Annotated in this window: 15 protein-coding genes and 2 pseudogenes; 11 read left to right on the top strand and 6 right to left on the bottom strand. The window is 68.9% G+C overall.

What is annotated here, in order from left to right; genetic code table 11:
• Positions 1-92: 92 nt before the first annotated feature.
• From CFP71_RS29105 to CFP71_RS29095, 3 genes are all read left to right on the top strand, one after another.
• Positions 93-1,310 carry a cytochrome P450 family protein gene (locus CFP71_RS29105; protein ID WP_093937141.1) on the top strand — a complete coding sequence of 406 codons (1,218 nt, stop codon included), beginning with the start codon at positions 93-95 and terminating at the stop codon, positions 1,308-1,310.
• Positions 1,311-1,395: 85 nt separating this feature from the next.
• Entirely contained in the window at positions 1,396-1,896 is a 501-nt protein-coding gene (locus tag CFP71_RS29100; RefSeq protein WP_093937140.1) for a GNAT family N-acetyltransferase, read from the top strand.
• A 62-nt stretch (positions 1,897-1,958) separates the two neighbouring features.
• Complete coding sequence (locus tag CFP71_RS29095) at positions 1,959-2,576, top strand: M15 family metallopeptidase (RefSeq protein ID WP_167406321.1); 618 nt, start codon at positions 1,959-1,961, stop codon at positions 2,574-2,576.
• Here CFP71_RS29095 and CFP71_RS29090 read toward each other — a convergent pair.
• On the bottom strand, positions 2,573-3,352 hold the full coding sequence (locus tag CFP71_RS29090; protein WP_093937138.1) for an endonuclease I family protein: 780 nt from the start codon (positions 3,350-3,352) through the stop codon (positions 2,573-2,575). The two genes, CFP71_RS29095 and CFP71_RS29090, sit on opposite strands and share 4 nt — an antisense overlap.
• A gap of 184 nt (positions 3,353-3,536) precedes the next feature.
• Here CFP71_RS29090 and CFP71_RS29085 point away from each other — a divergent pair, with 184 nt between their 5' ends.
• A complete protein-coding gene (locus CFP71_RS29085; RefSeq protein ID WP_093937137.1) occupies positions 3,537-3,932 on the top strand; it encodes a hypothetical protein in 396 nt (131 codons plus the stop codon).
• Positions 3,933-4,478: 546 nt separating this feature from the next.
• A pseudogene (locus tag CFP71_RS29080) lies at positions 4,479-4,712 on the top strand (pyridoxamine 5'-phosphate oxidase family protein); the annotation flags it as partial.
• Positions 4,713-4,720: 8 nt separating this feature from the next.
• Here CFP71_RS29080 and CFP71_RS29075 read toward each other — a convergent pair.
• Positions 4,721-5,785 carry a DUF6348 family protein gene (locus CFP71_RS29075; protein ID WP_093937136.1) on the bottom strand — a complete coding sequence of 355 codons (1,065 nt, stop codon included), beginning with the start codon at positions 5,783-5,785 and terminating at the stop codon, positions 4,721-4,723.
• Between the two features lie 82 nt (positions 5,786-5,867).
• Between CFP71_RS29075 and CFP71_RS29070 the strand changes: the two genes are divergently transcribed.
• The gene (locus CFP71_RS29070; RefSeq protein WP_093937135.1) at positions 5,868-6,389 is read left to right on the top strand and encodes a MarR family winged helix-turn-helix transcriptional regulator; all 522 of its coding nucleotides are present in this window, start codon (positions 5,868-5,870) and stop codon (positions 6,387-6,389) included.
• A gap of 10 nt (positions 6,390-6,399) precedes the next feature.
• A complete protein-coding gene (locus tag CFP71_RS29065) occupies positions 6,400-7,545 on the top strand; it encodes a cytochrome P450 (RefSeq protein WP_093937134.1) in 1,146 nt (381 codons plus the stop codon).
• On the opposite strand, the gene CFP71_RS29060 is transcribed toward CFP71_RS29065, so the two are convergent.
• From CFP71_RS29060 to CFP71_RS44685, 3 genes and pseudogenes are all read right to left on the bottom strand, one after another.
• Positions 7,505-9,529 carry a S9 family peptidase gene (locus CFP71_RS29060; RefSeq protein ID WP_167406317.1) on the bottom strand — a complete coding sequence of 675 codons (2,025 nt, stop codon included), beginning with the start codon at positions 9,527-9,529 and terminating at the stop codon, positions 7,505-7,507. The genes CFP71_RS29065 and CFP71_RS29060 overlap by 41 nt on opposite strands.
• A 58-nt stretch (positions 9,530-9,587) precedes the next feature.
• Positions 9,588-10,964, bottom strand: coding sequence for an isochorismatase family protein (locus tag CFP71_RS45430; RefSeq protein ID WP_279629251.1), 1,377 nt, complete (start codon positions 10,962-10,964; stop codon positions 9,588-9,590).
• An 8-nt stretch (positions 10,965-10,972) separates the two neighbouring features.
• Positions 10,973-11,107: pseudogene (locus tag CFP71_RS44685) on the bottom strand (leucyl aminopeptidase); the annotation flags it as partial.
• Between the two features lie 187 nt (positions 11,108-11,294).
• Here CFP71_RS44685 and CFP71_RS29045 point away from each other — a divergent pair.
• Complete coding sequence (locus tag CFP71_RS29045; RefSeq protein WP_093937165.1) at positions 11,295-11,795, top strand: MarR family winged helix-turn-helix transcriptional regulator; 501 nt, start codon at positions 11,295-11,297, stop codon at positions 11,793-11,795.
• Between the two features lie 133 nt (positions 11,796-11,928).
• Here the strand turns inward: CFP71_RS29045 and CFP71_RS29040 are convergent, their stop codons facing one another.
• A complete protein-coding gene (locus tag CFP71_RS29040; RefSeq protein ID WP_093937133.1) occupies positions 11,929-12,717 on the bottom strand; it encodes an alpha/beta fold hydrolase in 789 nt (262 codons plus the stop codon).
• Positions 12,718-13,358: 641 nt separating this feature from the next.
• On the opposite strand from CFP71_RS29040, the gene CFP71_RS29035 reads away from it, so the two are divergent.
• The 3 genes from CFP71_RS29035 to CFP71_RS29025 all read left to right on the top strand — a co-directional run bounded on the left by CFP71_RS29035 (position 13,359) and on the right by CFP71_RS29025 (position 17,139).
• A complete protein-coding gene (locus CFP71_RS29035) occupies positions 13,359-13,793 on the top strand; it encodes a hypothetical protein (protein ID WP_093937132.1) in 435 nt (144 codons plus the stop codon).
• A 241-nt stretch (positions 13,794-14,034) separates the two neighbouring features.
• Entirely contained in the window at positions 14,035-16,341 is a 2,307-nt protein-coding gene (locus tag CFP71_RS29030) for a PQQ-dependent sugar dehydrogenase (protein ID WP_093937131.1), read from the top strand.
• Positions 16,342-16,554: 213 nt separating this feature from the next.
• Positions 16,555-17,139 carry a hypothetical protein gene (locus CFP71_RS29025; protein WP_093937130.1) on the top strand — a complete coding sequence of 195 codons (585 nt, stop codon included), beginning with the start codon at positions 16,555-16,557 and terminating at the stop codon, positions 17,137-17,139.

The following is a 17,139-nucleotide window of genomic DNA, read 5'->3' as shown; positions in this document are numbered from 1 at the left end:
CGGACCGCTCTCACCGATTGGCTGGTACCCGGACGACGGGCTTTGCTGGCACGCTGGGATCACTTCTTTTCCCCGAGAAAGGATGATCCCCGGTGACGCGTCCGCTGGTGCTGGACCCGAACGGCCACGACATCCACGCAGAAAACGAACGCCTGCGCGAGCGCGGCCCACTCACCCAGGTGGAGCTGCCGGGCGGTGTCGTGGCCTGGTCGGTGACGAGCTACGAATTGTTGCGCGGCTTGCTCAACGATCCGCGGGTATCGAAGGACGCCCGGCAACACTGGCCTGCCTTCGCCGACATCAGCGAGGACTGGCCGTTGCTGGTGTGGGTTTCGGTGCGGAACATGTTCACCGCTTACGGCGCCGACCACCGGCGGCTGCGCTCACTCGTCGCGCAGGCCTTCACCGCGCGCCGGATCGCCACGCTGCAACCCTGGATCACCGCGATCGTCTCCGATCTGCTGGAAACGATCGCGGCCAAGGCCACGAGCGAACCCGTCGACCTCCGGGAGAGTTTCGCCTATCCGGTGCCCATCGAGGTGATCTGCCAGTTGTTCGGGGTTCCGGACGCGGCCCGGGCCAGGCTGCGCCAGTCCGTCGACGTCTTCTTCCAGACCTCGGCGAGCCAGGTGGCGATGCTGGCCGCGTACCAGGAAATCCACTCGATCTTCACCGACCTCGTCGCCGCCAAGCGCGCGGTCCCCGGCGAAGACCTCACGACCGCGCTCATCGCCGCCCATACCCAGGACGCCGGTGCCGACCTGGACGAGACCGAACTGATCGACACCCTGATCCTGTTCATCTCGGCGGGCCACGAAACCACCGTGAACCTCCTGGACCAGGCCATCACCGCGCTGCTGACCCATCCGGAGCAGCTCGCCGAGATCCGCGCCGGGCGCGTCACCTGGTCGGACGCGATCGAAGAGACGCTGCGCTGGCAGGCACCGGTGGCGCACCTGCCGCTGCGCTACGCCGTCGACGACATCCATGTCGCCGACGTGCTGATCCGGAAGGGCGAGGCGATCCTGGCCGGCTACGCCGCCGCCGGCCGCGACCCGGCACTGCACGGGAAGGACGCCGACACGTTCGACGTCTCCCGTGCCGACAAATCGCATGTCGCGTTCGGCCACGGAGTACACCACTGCCTCGGCGCCCCGCTGGCCCGGCTGGAAGCGGCGATCGCGCTGCCCGCGCTGTTCGAACGGTTCCCGGACATGACGCTCGCGACCTCCGCGGCGGACCTGCGGCACCTCGATTCCTTCATTTCCAACGGACATCGCGTACTGCCGGTCCTGCTGAACGGCCGCTAGCGAGGCGCGGCAACCGGCCCGGATCGCTCACGACCGGTTTCTGATAGAACGGTGACGAAACCCTTGGCACCGAAGAAGGAACGACATGCCCGAACTCCGTCAAGCCCAACTCTCCGACCACGGCGCGATCGTCACCCGTGTGCAGGAGTGGTGGGGCGACTCGCGAACCCCCGAACAGGCCCGCGAGCTTTCCCTTCTGCTGCCGAAACTGTTCTTGCAGTTCTTCTCCGGCACGAGTCTGGTGCTGGAGGACGAGGCCGGGATCAGGGCCTTCCTGGTCGGCTTCCACTCCCCCGACGATGACACCGAGGCGTACATCCATTTCGTGGGAGTGGATCCGGCGCTTCGCGGTCAGGGGACGGCACGCCGTCTATACACGGCCTTCTTTCAGCGTGCCGCCGAGGCGGGCCGTACGGAGGTGCGGGCGATCACCTCGCCGGGAAACACCGGATCCATCGCCTTTCATCGCGCCATGGAGTTCACGCTCGAACCCGGTGACCGGCTGGTCGACGGGCTCCCCGTCCACAGCGACTACGACGGGCCTGGCCAGGATCGCGTGTGCTTCCTCAAGCGGATCGGGCGTTAGCGCCCACTCGAAACTCGGCGGACAGAATGGCCGGGGTACGCGACACTGCCCGGGTGATCACGATGCAGCCCGTCCTGGAGGTTCACGCGTCCGGCGACTTCGACCTCTGGCCGGTCGCCGACGTCGACTCGTTCGGCTATTTGGCGCTCAGCGGCGAACTCACGCCCCGGGAGGTCGGGACAGCGGTGATGCGCATCGTCGCCTGCAACGACATCGACCCCGAACAGGGCGACCGCCCGCCCCGGCCCGCCGACCCGCTGGGGTCGTTCCTGCACGGTTTGCTCACCTTCGACACGCTTTTCGCGGCCGGAGGGTTCAGGGTGACGGACAGCGCGACGGGCGTGACGTTCCTGCCAGGCTGCTGCAACGGCCTCGAGGACTGGCGCGAGTGGCACCGGGTCTTCGACAGCGGCTGGCCGGTCGACTTCGGGCATGATCCCGATCCTGCCGCCGAACGTCTCGGCGAAACCGTCCTGTTGACCGTCGACGCCGAGCGATCCGACAGCCCGGTGATCGAGTTGCCCGTCGCCGATCTCCGGCGGCTTCTCGCCGGAGCCGAGGACGACCTCGCCGGTTTCCTCCCGCTGGCAACGGAGTGGGCCGACCGGAACCTGTCCCACTACGCCGTCCCGGTCGTCGCGGCCCTCGCTCGCGTCCTGGACCTGCCGCCTGCCCGCTAGCCGTAGATGGAGGCCGCCCATTCGGGGTGGTCGATGAACGGGTTGCGGTTGTGCTGGAACTGGTCGTAGATGACCTGGTTGCGGCGCTGCTCGGTGGAGTCGGGCGGGTCCTGGGTGTTCCAGGTCAGCAGGACCGAGAGGCGGCCGATGTTGGGCTTCGAGCCGTTGTCGACGGCGTCGTTCGGTTCCAGGTCGGGGAAGCCGTCGGTACCGTCGTAGCGCACGGCCATGTAGAGGATCATGCGGGCCACGTCGCCCTTGACCGCGTCCCTCGGCTCGAACGAGTCGTCATCGGTCAGGCTCCCGGGTGCCTCTTCGACCGGAGAGCCGCCGGCGTCGAAGTCCTTGTTCCCTCGGGTGCTGTTGACCGACGCGTCCTCGGCCCGCAGGTGGTGCAGGTCGGTGCCGGGGCCGACGGCCGTGCCGAAGTCGCCGTGCGACTTGGCCCAGACGTGTTCCCGGTTCCAGTCGTCGACTCCCCCGCCGTTGGCGGTCTTCGCCTGTGAGCGGCCGCTGTAGAGCAGGACGACGTTCGACGGATTGGCCGGATCCTCGTCGGTGGCCCTGATTCCGTCCCACACCTGTTCGTACGTCAGTTTGGTGCCGGTACCGATGATCCCGTGCAACGCCGCCTTGAGCTCGGCACCGGTCTTGCCCAGAGCGTCCTGGTAGTAGTCGTCACCGGACACCGGTCCCGCGAGAGCCGGTGGCGCGACCGCGATCCCCAGCGCGGCGCCGAGTGCGAGAACCAGCGGGATACGGCGGACTGGCTGCATGGACAGGTCCTCTCCCCAGAGGCGCCGACCCGGATCATCGTCCGCACGACCACGATCCCGGCAACGCGTTAGTCGTTCAGTTGGAAAAATACTGTCATGCATGTCAAGGAAAACCACCTTCAAAAGTCATATGCATACGCATATCATATACACTGATAGACGATTACGGAGGCGAGGAGCACGTGTGTTCAAAAGCAGGTGGATCATCGGCCCGGCGGCGGACATCGAAGGAGACGTACTGGTCAGCGTCACCGAGTTGACCCTCGACGACTTCCGGCGAACGCCTGGCGCGTACCGGGCGGGCTACACGCTCGGCCGCGAATGGCCTCGGCTCCCCGGCGCGGTCGGCCAGTGGTTGTGGGCCGAACCGTTGCGACGACGCCTGGGGTCGGTCTCGGTCTGGCGCGACCGCGCCGCCCTGCGCGGGTTCGTCGGGCTCCCCGCGCACGTCGAGATCATGCGGAAGTACCGCGACCTCGGCAGCACCCGTGCCACCACCTGGCACACCGACGAGGTCGATCCGCAGGCCATTTGGCGGACGGCGGAGCGGTGGCTGAAGAACGAGCACATGGTGGAGTGATTCCTTCGAACCCGCGTCGGCTTCCTACCGTTGTCTCGCCGAGCATTACGCGCCGGGCGCGCACGCGGCCGACGATTCGCATCGTTCGACCCGCCCACCGAATCGATCGCGGTGTTCGGCGGGAAACGGTACCGATGACCACACCCGCGGACAGGAAAGAGACCGTTCTCGCGCTGACCAAATGCCACGGAGCTTGAGTTGATCCTGGAATGCACCCTTCGGCGGCTGTCGACCCCAGCGATCAAGCTGGATATGTCGCCGACAGTGAACCCAGGGCGCGACTGTCCACAGGGGACGCCAGCTGGGATCGGGACACCTGCGAGATCGTGAACTGTCACTCAGAGTAAGAGGTGTGTGAAAACAGGGACGTTGAATGTCCCTATTTCCACACACCCCTGGAGCTTCTCGGGCCACCTGGCTGTGATGACCGGTCCGGTCACGCGGGACTGTGTGGATTTCTGAGCGTCCAACGCACAAAAATCCACACAGTCGGCGCCCGAGTTCCGGCGCCACGCAGAGTCACGGACCCGTTCCGCGGACACTATGGACACCGACAACCCGTACGACCGGGTGGTCATCCACGGCCGGGTCGTCGAATTCATCGAAGGCGACGAAGCGGAACAGTGCATGGACCGGCTGGCGAAGAAATACGTCGGGACAGAGCGGTTCGAATGGCGGATCCCGGGAGAACGGCGGGTCAAGATCCTGGTCGAGCCGGACCGCGCCCGCCATGTCGTCGGAGTCGAGCCCTTCCGGCGCGGTGTCGAGCCTGGCGCCTGATCCTGGACTTACACCTCGACGGGCACGAGCAGTCCGAACACCCGCACCGCGACCCGGCCTTCGGGCAGCGGCGCCGGGCTGTCCGCCACCACCGCCTCACCACCGGACCACGGCTCGCTGTCCAGCAGGACCTCGTTGTTCAGCAACTCGCCGTCGTGATGCGCGGCGAACAGCCGGAGCCCGTGCACCTTCCGGCCGAGCTTCTCCGCGCGCAACGCTTCCAACAGCCGGTCCAGCAGCGGCGCGACGGGCGGCACGGTCTCGGCGAACAGGTTGATCTGCGCGCCGAGCACCAACTCGAACACCCCGTCCGGATGTTCGTACCGCTCGCGCTCGACCTGACCGGACGCGGCGCCGGGCAACAACAGGCCGTCGATGATCGGGTGCAGCGCCCCGAGGCTGAACATGTTCACCGCACGGCCGATCGCCTCGCGCCACGTGGTGCCGTGCCCGGCGAAGCTCTCGACCAGCCACGGTTTGGCCAGCGCGGGATGCGACACGGCGAAGTCGACCTGGGCCATCACCATGCCCGCGGGGGCGGGATGCACGACGAGGCTCGCATCGACCTTCGTGCCGTCGTCGAGCGAGATTCCGTGCTCTCGCAGGAAACCCTCGAACACCGCCCGCGGTGACGGCATGCCGCCATCGCCTTCGACCGCGGGTTCCAGATCCTTGAGCAGCCTCGGCTCGCTGAGCTCCAGATCGGCCAGCTGCGATCCGGCGTTGAGCGCCTCGTTGATCACGGCGAACGTACTGCTGCGCAGCGCGATCCGCTCGAACTCCGCCCGGCTCGCGTACCGGGCACGCTCGAACGCGGCCACGAAGACCGGTTCCCGCGAGAGCAGGACCTTCCCCCGCGAATCGAGCACCGCGTCCGGGTACGAGACGTCCGGCAGCAAGCGCCTGACGTAGGCCATCGGCAGGAAGACCAGCAGCCGCTCGGCCAGCCACGGCTCGACTCCGGCGCCGGTCAGCCCTTCCCACACCTGGTCGTCGCCCGGCGGTTCCTCGCCGGCGCAGAACGCGGCGATCCCGACCTCGAGTGCGGCATCGAGCCCCCATGATCCGATCACCGCGGAAGTCTATGCGCGGTGATCAAAGCCGGCGCCACCCGCCACTGGCACGTTACATCGTTTTAGATGTATCGTTTTCGATATGAAAGCCGGTGAGCTGTACCTGCTCGGCAAGCACCTGATGGAGCTCGCGTCCCGGGGCATGCGCGACGACGCCGACCCCGAGGTGCCGGAGATCTACCTCGTGCTGATCTCGGTGGTCGTCGAGGCGCCGGGTCTGTCGATCAGCGAGCTGACCGCGCGCACCGGTTTCGCGCAGAGTCATGTCTCCGCCGCCGTCGCCAAGTTGCGTGAGCGAGGTGCCCTGCGCACGCGCCCGGATCCGGCCGATCGCCGCCGCACCTTGGTCACCCCGGAAGACGGCCTGGTCACGGCGGTCGCGCGACGCCAGCGGCGTGACGCCGAGCAGGTGCTCGCCGCCGCGCTCACCGAGCTCGATCCGGACGAGGATTCGGCCGCGGAGCGCGCCGCGCGCCTGGTCCAGGCGGCCGACGAGCTGTATCGCCTGCTCACCGCCCGCGCTCTCAAGGTCGGCGGGGACTCCGCCGCGCTGATGCCACTGCATTCACTGGCCGAAGAGGCGACAGGCAAACCGAAGAAATAGGGGGAACCACATGGACTACCCGTTCGCGACGACCGAGCCGATGCGCTGCCCGGCCGAACTCGTCCGGAGACAAGACGAAGAACCCGTCAGCCGCGTGCACCTCGCGACCGGCGAGGACGCCTGGCTCGTCACCCGCTACGACGACATCCGCACGCTGCTGACCGATCCGCGATTCCGCGTCTGGCTGCCGGGGGTTCCCGCGAGCGACGCCGGCGCGCTGCTCTTCACCATGAACGGCCCCGAACACGCGCGGCTCAAGCGCATCGCGGGCAAGGCTCTCACCCCGCGCCGGGTGGAGTTCCTGCGGCCTCGCGTCGAAGCGCTCGCCGAAGACCTGGTCGCGAAGCTGATCGCCCAAGGCCCGCCCGCGGAAATCCTGGACGGGTTCGCGGTCCCGTTCGCCCTTTCGGTGCTGAACGAACTCCTCGGCGTCCCGCCGTCGGCGCGCGACGATCTGCGGAACTGGGCGGACGGCATGCTCGCGGTGTTCACGGCGCCGAGCTACGAGGAGATGACCGAAGCCGCCCGGAAGCTGGGTGACTACCTCGCGGAGCTGGTCGAGGCGAAGCGCCGCGCGCCCGGCGAGGACCTGCTGACAGGCCTGCTCCAGGCCCGGGACGACGGCGACGCGTTGAAACCGGACGAGGTCACCCAGCTCGCCTTCGCGATCCTTCTCGGCGGATACGTCCCGCCCGCGAACGCCCTGGCCCAGATCGTGCTGCGGCTGGCGGCCGAACCGGAGCTGCCCCGCGATCCCGCCACGATGCCCGCGCTGGTCGAGGAATTCCTGCGCCAGGACCAAGGTTCGGCCGCCGACCAGGGACGGGTGGCGATCGAAGACGCCGACGTCGGCGGGGTCCCGATCCGCGCGGGCGAGTTCGTCCTCGCCGCCCTGCGCGCGGGAAACCACGATCCCCGAAGGTTTCCCGAACCGGCGCTGACCGATTCCCTGCGCACGCAAGGGCATCTCACCTTCGGCCACGGACCGCACCACTGCCTCGGCGCGGCACTGGCCCGGCTTCAACTGCGGACCGGTGTCGCCGCGCTGCTGGCCGCCGCTCCAGGACTGCGCCTCGCGGTGCCTTTCGAAGAAATCGCCTGGCGGCGGATGTTCCTTACGCTCCAAGGTCCGGCCGCGGTGCCGATCGACTGGTGAGGTACCTGTCGAACCACCGCAGCACTCGCGCGAGGAGGTCGATCTGCGCGGGGTACGCCCGGACGCCGTGCCCTTCTTCCGGATAGATCACCAGCGCCGAGGGCACGCCGTGGGCACGCAAAGCCTGGTGGAATTCCCTCGCCTGTCCCGGAGGCGTGGCTCGGTCGAGCGCGCCCGCGACGTTCAGGCACGGGGTGCGGGCCTTGCTCGCGTGCAAGACCGGGCTGCGCGTGTGCACCAGGCTTCCCGGGGTTTCCGGGTCGGCTTCGAGGTACCGGTTGCCCCAGGACGCGATGTTGCTCGTGAAGGCCTGGCTGTACCAGTCGGTGACCGGGGAGATCGGGACAGCGGCCGCGAAACGGCGATCCTGGGTGACCAGCCAGGACGACATGAACCCGCCATAGCTGCGGCCGATCAGGCCGATCCGGTCCTTGTCGGCGATGCCGCGGTCGACCAGCGCGTCGATGCCGGACAGGATGTCGTGGGCGTCGGCACCGCCCATGTCGCCGACGACGAGGGCGGCGAACTCCCGGCCCCGGCCGCCGCTGCCTCGGGGGTTGGGGTTCAGCACGGCGTAGCCCTGCGCGACCAGGAGCGGGACCCAGGGGTAGCGCATCGACCAGCAGTTCTGGAACGCCCAATTGGGTCCACCGTGGACGTTGACCACCAGCGGGAACGGCCCCTCCCCCGGCGGGCGGCACAGGATTCCGTCGATCTCCAGTCCATCTGGTGCGGTCCAGGTGATCGCCTCGGCCTCACCCGCGACGGAGAGGAGGTAGCCGGTGCCCGGATCAGCCACCGAGGCAAGCACTTCCCGGCTGTCGTGTCCGGAGAGCACGAGCTGGGGCGGCAGGGAGTAGGAGTCCTGGACGGTCAGCACACGGCCGTCCGACGTGAACGCGCCTTGTGGATAGAAGGTGCCACTGGCGCAGGACAGCTTCGTGGCGAGCACCTCCCGGACCGCGCCACTCGGCAGGTCGGCGATCCCGGCGACCGAGTCGAGCCGACGCTGTCCGAGGTAGCCGAGACGGTCCGCGTCCAGCCATTCGACCTGGGTGACATCGGTGCCCGCGGTGTCGATCCGCCGCACCGCGCCGGTGGCCGGATCGACCAGCAGCAGCTCACCGGCGACCACCCCGCGGTCGCTGCACACGGCTTCGACCACCGCGACCCGCGTCCCGTCCGGCGAACCGGCGGGCAGCGCCAGTTGCACGGGGCTGTCCAGTAGCTTGCGTACCCCGCCGCCGAAGTCGAGCAGGCTCAGCCGCGCGGTGAACCACGCGTCCTCCCCTGGCTCACCGGACGAGATCGCGACGACCTGATCCGGCCCGCACCAGCCGGCTTCCCAGCAGTTGAGGCCTAGCGGAGACAACCGATCCAGAGTGCCGGTGGCCGGGGTGTAAACCCATAAGCCGCGCCAGGCGTCGACGTCCTCATCCTCGACCTCCGGGAACCACGGCGGTCGTTCCGTGTTCCTCCGGCTGTTCGAACCCGAGCCCTCGCCGCTGGAAAGGTCCGCACCGCGTCCGGCGACACCGAGCAGGAGCACGCGGCCGTCGGGTGACCAATGGGCGTATTCCACGGTGCCTGGGGCCTCCGGCGCGGGCACCGCCTCACCGAGTCCGCCGTCCCGGAGCAGATGCAGCTGGAACACCCCGGCCTCGCGGCGATCGGCGAGGAACGCGAGGGTGCCGCCGTCCGGCGAGAATCGCGCCCACCGCGCCGATCCCCGCCCGGCCGACACGGCGCGCAACTCCCCGTCCACCGCGGCGTACACCGCGGTCCTGGGCAGCCCGGTGAGTTCGTCGAGGACCACGCCGGTCACCACCGCGCGCCCGCCGTCACTGGCCACGCGTGGCTCGCAGAGCGCGTGCGGACGACCGAACGCCGGCTCGTGCAAGGCGCGCAGATGTTCCGCGACCTTGCGGTAGGCGGGCGTGTTCTCCAGGTCTTCCAAGGTCTCCCCCTGTCTGCCACCGGTCATGAGGATCGAGGTGTGATCACGCGAGATCCGTTCCTGATCACGCGAGTTACGTCTTCGCTCACGCCGAATCGCGCGGGCAGGCGGCGTCGGCACGCGGACCGCCGCTCGATGACAGCAGTTTCCCCAACGCCTCACGCAGTGCCGACAGCCCCTCTTCCGGCCGGTCCCAGAAGACCATGTGCCCGGCGTCCGGAACCTCGACGAATTCGGCCGACGGATTGCGTTCGAGGGCTTCGGCCGCACCGGCGGCGGTGACGACCGGGCTCGCTCCGCCGTACAGGAAGAAAGCCGGGGCGGGCACCTTCGGCCAGTCGTCGAAGAAGTCCTCGGATTCGAACCCGGCGTGGGTGGCGGTGATCGCGTCGCGGGAGCACGAAGACAGCCAGCGGGCACGCAACTCCAGTTCCCTGCGCGGCCATCGCGGCCACGAGCGGGCCACCTCGTCGGCGTCGGTCCCCCTGCGGGCCTGGTCGAGCTGGCCGAGGAAAGCGTCGAGCGTGGTCGGGTACGGACCGCGCCCGGGGCCGCTCAACGGAGGATCGACCAGCACCGTGCCGCGAAGTGACCTCCTGCCGGTGGCGGAGGCCCGCGCGGCGATCCGCGCGCCCATGGAGTGCCCGAGCAGGATCGGATCGCGCAGGCCGAGCCCGTCCACGACAGCGTCGACATCGGCGGCGTAGCTCGCCAGGTCGTAACCAGGTGCGTCATCGGACAATCCACGGCCGCGGACGTCGAGGACGAGCGGGCGCACGAGGTCGGTGAGCCGCCGCGCCACGAAGTCCATCGTGACGGCGGGGCTGGTGATCCCGGGCAGCACGAGCACCGGGACGCCGTCGGCGGGTCCGTAGTCGAGCACGTGCAGCCGGACCGGACCCGAAGTCACCCAGCGGCTGGTCGCGGGCACGTCACCGAGGTCCGCCAAGGCGGACTGGGTGACCGTGCGGCGATCCGAGGTTTCCGCGAGATACGCCAAGGCCTCGCCCAATTCGACGACGTCGGCGTATTTCGCCTGCAGGTCGAACAGTGCGGCGTCATGCGGCCCTTGGGCGCGATCACCGCAGGCCTCCCGGACGACGAGAGTGTCGAAACCGGACTGGACGGCGTCGACGGCGGTCGCCCGGACGCAGCCCGAAGTGGTCGCGCCGAAGACGAGAACGGTGTCCACGTCCAGACCCGACAGAAGACCGGCCAGCGCTGTCCCGTGGAACGCCGAAGCGCCCTTCTTCATGACGAGATGGTCGCCGTCGCGCCGTTCGAGGCGGGGGTCGAGGGCGACGGCGTCGCTCCCTTCGCGCAGTGCCCGCATCCCCGGCGCTTTCCGGAGCCACGCGACGGAGTCGCCGCCCGCCTCGGCGGGGGTGTAGGCGATCGCGGTGTAGATCACCGGGAAGCCGTGCCGCCGGGCCTCGGCCACGAGCGTGGCGGCGGCGGTCACTTCGGCGGTGAGGCCCACAGCAAGGCGTCGGCGTACTCCGCGCGCTCGCCGCCGCGGGTCAGCACCACCACGGTCTCGCCCTCGTGCACCCCCGAGAAGGTCAGCTGGCGCAAGCAGATGTCGTTGAACAGGTTCTGGTCCATCGTCGAACACCTCCACACTAATCCGAGCACGTACTATCCGAGCACGCTCTTTCATCCGAACACGTACTATCCGGATACGCAAGAGGTCGTGGTGGACGGATGTCGGCGGGCTGCCCGTGAGCGACCGTCCGGACACGTAGGATCACCCCGGGGGCCCGGGCAGCGGGTGGAGCCGAAGGAGAAGGCGATGGGTGAACCGGCGCGCACGAGCCGCCGCAGGGAAGACGCGGCGGCGGTCACGCCCGCGCCGCCCTCGGATCTGCTGGCGGCCCCCGGCTACGGAGCCCGGCGGCTGTACCAGGCCTACCTCGCCGCCTGGAACCGGCACGTGGACCCGGTCCTGACCGGACCGCAGTTCGCGGTCCTGTCCGCGGTCCGCGCCTACCCCGGCAGCGACCAGAGCTCACTCGCGGGCGCCGTCGCTCTCGACACCTCGACGATGGCGGACCTGTGCCGCCGGCTCGAACGGCGAGGACTGATCCAGCGTGTCGAGTCCCCGCACGACGCCCGGCGCAAGCTCCTGTCCCTCACCGACGAGGGCAAAACGGTGCTGAGTCAGGTGAACCGCCGCGCCCGCAGGCTGGACAAGGCGCTCCTGGGCGGCGAAGGCGACGTCGACACCGCGGCGCTGCTCAACGCGCTCAGCGCGCATTGGGAACGGATCGCCACGGTCGACAAGCTGCGCTGACGAACGCGGCTGGAATCCGGCTCGAAGTGCTCGTCGGACGACGGTAGGTGGCATGGCACCGCGGCGGCAACCTGGCCGTCGCCGCGGCGGACGTCCCGGAAATCGGGGCGCCGCGGGAAAACACGCCGTGAGCTCAGGCCACGCGGCCGACCAGTTCCCGTACTGTCGCCAGGGTTTTCTCGGGATGGTCGAGATGCACGCTGTGCGTCGCCCCCGGCCAGCACTCGATCCGCCCACCGAAAGCGGCGGCGAAACGCTCGTGAGAACGCCGCATCGCGGTGCCCGGCTTGCGATCCGCGGTCACCACGACAGCGGGCAACCTGGGCAGAACGGCATCCTGCACCTCCTTCGCCAGCACCGTGATCCCGCGGACCGCACGCGCCAGCATCGGGAGATCCGCGTTCCCCATCCGCACGAACGCGGCCTCGCAATCCGGCCGGAGTTCCTGCCGTCGCGCTGACCGGACGACAGCGGCGTTGAGGACGCGCGGAAAGACCTGGCGCAGCAAAGGAACGGCCGAGACCTTGCCGAGCGCACCGATCGCGCGCTCCAGTCCGGCGCACGTGCGAGGATCGTTGATGGGCGTCGGGTCGAGCAGGACGAGACCGGCGACCTTCTCGGGATGATCGCGGGCCAGCAGGACCGCCACGGCGCCGCCGAGACTCTGCCCGACCACCACGACCGGACCGCAGTCCAGGCTGTCGAGGAGCGCGCTCAGATGGGACGCGGCGTCCGCGAGCGTGCCGTCGTCCGACGCGGTGCCCGTTCCCGGCCGGTCGTGCACGATCACCCGGCTGCCCGGATCGGCGACCAGACCCTCCACGAGGCCGGGAAAGAAGCCGTCACAGGATTCGGCTCCGCCTGGCAAGAGCAGCACTGCCTGCCCGGACTCGCCGTGGACCCGGATTCCGCCTGGTTCCATCCGCTCTCCTCGTCCTGTCGATCATTCAGCGTAGCGCGGCTTGTCACCCGCGAGGGCCCAACAGGCTTCCGCCGCGTTGAGCCACAAGTCCGTGAAGGCCTCCTTGAGGGACTCTGGGTCCCTCAAGGAGGCCTTCACGGAACCGGTAATCCCCAACAGCCACAGCGGACGCGCGTGAAGGACTCCTTCACGCGGCTCAGCCGAGGGAACTCGACCTTCACACTTGCCGCGGGTCGTGAAGGCCTCCTTACCTACTCTGAAGGTAGTGAAGGAGGCCTTCACGGACTTGGGGCACAAAGCTTCCCGGCGGCTTTGACGTCGATCAGCGCCGAGGAGGGCGGCATCACGGGTTCGGGGAGTTCGGTGTTCTCCCAACGGGCCCGCTCCCGCCGAAGGACGAGCGCACGCATCCGGCCATTCAGCGAAACAACCTCCCACGATTCGCGGAATCCGGTGATCGACAGATGAACCGAAGATGAACAGATTTGCGTCAGGCTCTGGGAAGGGACCCACTGGACCTGGCACTTCGGGTGCGCGGCGGCCGGTCGGCGCAACACTCGCGGACCGCCGGTGGTACCACTGCGTGAAGCCGCTCGATTACGGTGTGCCGAACCTGGGGGCCACGACGATCGGGAATCCTCATGTCGACACTCACCACCGTGGCCGATTGGACGATCACCGCGTCCGAGGACACCGCCCTCTTCGCCCATGCCGTCGGCGACGGGTACTGGGCACCTCGCGTGTGGAACGGGCACGGCTTCGGGATCGCCGCCGCCGACCTCGCCGCGTTCGACAAGGCACTCGGCGAGATCATGAAGATGCCTCTCTATTGGCAGGCGCGCGCTCGCCGGAGTGACAGCGGGGCCGGGGATCCCGCGATCTGGTCCGAGCCCCGGTACGAACCGGACGACGATTTCGTCTACGTCAACGGTCCTTGCCGGTCCGCCGGGTCCACGCCGGGCTACCGCCCGGTGTCCACCTTCGACATCGATCTGGTCCACCTGCGCGGCCTGCGGGTCAGGATCGCCGCGTACCGGTCGGCGGCAGGTGCCCGATCAGGCGCAGGGGCGGAGTGACGACACTCGCGCCGTCCGGCGAAGGCGCTAGCGACCAGACCTGGCCGGCACCGAACTCGAGTTGACGCCCGATCTGAAGGCCGGGCACCCACGCGTGAGGAGCCGCCGCGCGCCCGCGCCCGGCGCGTTTTTGGCGAGTTGTGCGTATTTCCCGCACCGCCGTAACAACTTTCGGTCGTCTCACGCCATACCGGGCAGCTGTCGCGTTCTTTCCGGTCCCCGCGCAGGAGGAGTCCGTGTGATGAGTTCTCGTCGTACGCTGTTCCCTCGAAGATCACGACGTGCGCTGGCAATCGGCGTCGTCGCTCCGCTCGTTGGCACCCTCGCGGTCGCCCTCGTCGCCGCGGCACCCGCCGAGGCCGCGGTACCCGCCGGTTTCACCGACGCGGTGGCGATCGGCGGGCTCAGTTCGCCGACCGCCACCGCGTTCGCGCCGGACGGCCGGGTGTTCGTCGCGGAGAAGAGCGGCGTGGTCAAGGTCTTCGACTCGCTCGCCGACCCGACGGCGACGGTTTTCGCCGACCTGCGGCCGCAGACTCAGGATTTCTGGGACCGCGGCCTGCTCGGGCTGGCCGTCGACCCCGGTTTCCCCGCCAGGCCTTACGTCTACGTCTCCTACACCCTCGACGCGTCGCCTGGCGGCACCCCGCCGCAGTGGGGCGACGCCTGCCCGACCCCGCCGGGCGCCACCGCCAAGGGTTGTGTCGTCACCGGTCGCGTCTCCCGGCTGACCATGGGCCAGGCAGGCGTCGCCGTCAGCGAGAAACCACTGGTCACGGGCTGGTGCCAGCAGTTCCCCAGCCACTCGGTCGGCGCGCTGGCCTTCGGGCCGGACGGCGCTTTGTACGCGGGCGGCGGTGACGGCGCCAGCTTCAACTTCGCCGACTACGGCCAGGTCGAAAACCCCTGCGCCGACCCGCCCTCGCCCGCCGGGACGAACCTCACGCCGCCGACGGCCGAGGGCGGCGCGCTGCGTTCGCAGTCACCGCGGCGCCCCGCCGGCGAGCCTGTCCTGCTCAACGGCACGTTGCTGCGCCTGGATCCCGACACCGGCGAAGGTCTCCCCGACAATCCCTTCGCGAGCAGCGCCGACGCCAATGCCCGGCGCGTGATCGCCTACGGCGGGCGGAACCAGTTCCGGTTCGGCTTCCGGCCGGGCACCGGCGAGCTCTGGGCCGGTGACGTCGGCTGGGACACCTGGGAGGAGATCAACCGTGTGGCCGACGTCGGCGACGCGGTGGCGGAGAACTTCGGCTGGCCCTGTTTCGAAGGCGCCTCCAGGCAGGCCGGGTACGACGGCGCGAACCTCGACCTGTGCGAGTCCCTGTACTCCGCGGGCGGGCAGTCGGCGCCGTACTACGCCTACAACCATCGTGACAAGGTGGTCGCGACCGATCCGTGTCCCACCGGCGGCTCTTCGATCAGCGGTATCGCCTTCGAGTCCGGCAGCAACTACCCCGGCGAGTACTCCGGCGCGCTGTTCTTCGCCGACTCCTCCCGGGGATGCATCTGGGCGATGCAGACCGTCGGCGGCCTGCCGAGCCCGAGCAAGCTGGTGCCGTTCGTGACCGGTGTCAAAACGCCGGTGCAGGTGCTCACCGGTCCGGGCGGCGATCTGTTCTACGTCGCCCTGGGCAGCGGCGAACTTCGTCGCGTGAGCCATCCCGGCGGTACGAACCGGCCACCGGTCGCGGTGGCCACGGCGAACCCGCCGAGCGGCCCGGCGCCGCTGACGGTCGAGTTCGACGGCACCGGTTCCACCGATCCGGACGCCGGGGACACCCTGTCCTACGCCTGGGACCTCGACGGTGACGGCGCCTACGATGACTCCTCGGCCTCACGCCCCACCTGGACCTACACCGCGGCCGCCACCGTCGACGCCGGGCTGAAGGTGACGGACTCGCACGGCGCGAGCGCGACCACGACGGTCCGGGTGACCGTCGGGAACCCGGAGGGCCTCGATCCGGTGCCGGTCATCGACAGCCCGGACGGCACGCTGACCTGGTCGGTCGGCCAGACCGTGACGTTCTCCGGCCGCGCTGTCGACGCCCAAGACGGTGAGCTCCCGGCTTCGGCGCTGACCTGGCGGCTCGCGATCCGGCACTGCGCCGCCAACGGCACCTGCCATACGCACAACGTCCAGGACTTCCCCGGCGTCGCGTCCGGCTCGTTCGTCGCTCCGGACCACGAGTACCCGTCCTACCTGCAACTGACGCTCACGGCGACCGACTCGACCGGGCGCACCGGCAGCAAGACCGTCGATCTCCAGCCGAAGACGGTGTCGCTGAACTTCGCCTCCAACCCCGGTCAGGCGCTGCTCACCGTCGGCGGGACCCAGCAGCGCACGCCGTTCTCCCGGACGGTGATCGCCGGATCCACCAACTCGATCAGCGCGGACAGCCCGCAGAACCTGCCACCGCTCAACCTGAAGTACGCCTTCACCGACTGGTCGCACGGCGGTGCGCGGACGCAGAACATCGTCGCGCCCGGCACGTCCACGACCTACCAGGCGAACTACCGGCTCTGCTGGCTGTTGCGACCCTGCTGAACCCTGTGCCCCGCGTTTCGTCCTCTGATCGCGATGGTTGCCCGCGCAACTACCGCATCCAGAGGACGAAACGCGGTGGGCGGGGTTCCCTTGCGCGCCGCAAGCGCGAAAGAAAGCGAATCCGGGGATCCGTAAGGTCTCCGAAATGTCGGAACCCGTGCCGGGTGACCGCCGTCGGATCGCCAATTCAGATCCGCGCGGAAGGTGAATCCGATGAGCTATCCAGACCAGCAGAACACACCGGCCCGACCGGCGACCGTGAAGCCCGGCCTCGCCATCGGGATCTTGATCGCGGTGATCGCCTTGGTCGCCTTCTGCATCACCGGTTTCGCCACTCCCGGGTTCCTGCTCGGCAAAGGCGACGGCATCTCGCTGCCCGCCCCGTCCTCGAGTCCGACACCTACTTCGGTGCCTACGAGCAGCGAAGACAGCCCGACCACCACGACGGTCAGCCGGGCGACGCGGCCGAGGGTCACCGTGACGAGGCGCCCGGTTCCGCCGCCGGAGAAAGGTGTTCAGGTGATCACGGATTTCCTCACCAAGATCGCCGGAAACGACAAAGCGGGGGCGATCGCGTTGGCCTGCGAAGAGCAGAAGCGATTCATGGACGACAAGATCGACTCCCTGCTCCCGCTGGGTTCACGTGTCACGATCACCAGGACCAGCGGGACGTCCAGATTCGTTCTGGCCGACGTCGCGGGAACCGTCGAAAACCGCTCCGCCAAAGGCACCGTGATCTCGGATCGCACGGAAGACGGCAGTTTCTGCGTCACGACCTTCAGCATTCGCGACGCCTGA

The organism is Amycolatopsis thailandensis (assembly GCF_002234405.1).
GTDB lineage: Bacteria > Actinomycetota > Actinomycetes > Mycobacteriales > Pseudonocardiaceae > Amycolatopsis > Amycolatopsis thailandensis.
The sequence above is the reverse complement of the archived record's forward strand: the minus strand, read 5'-3'. Positions and strand labels throughout refer to the sequence as shown.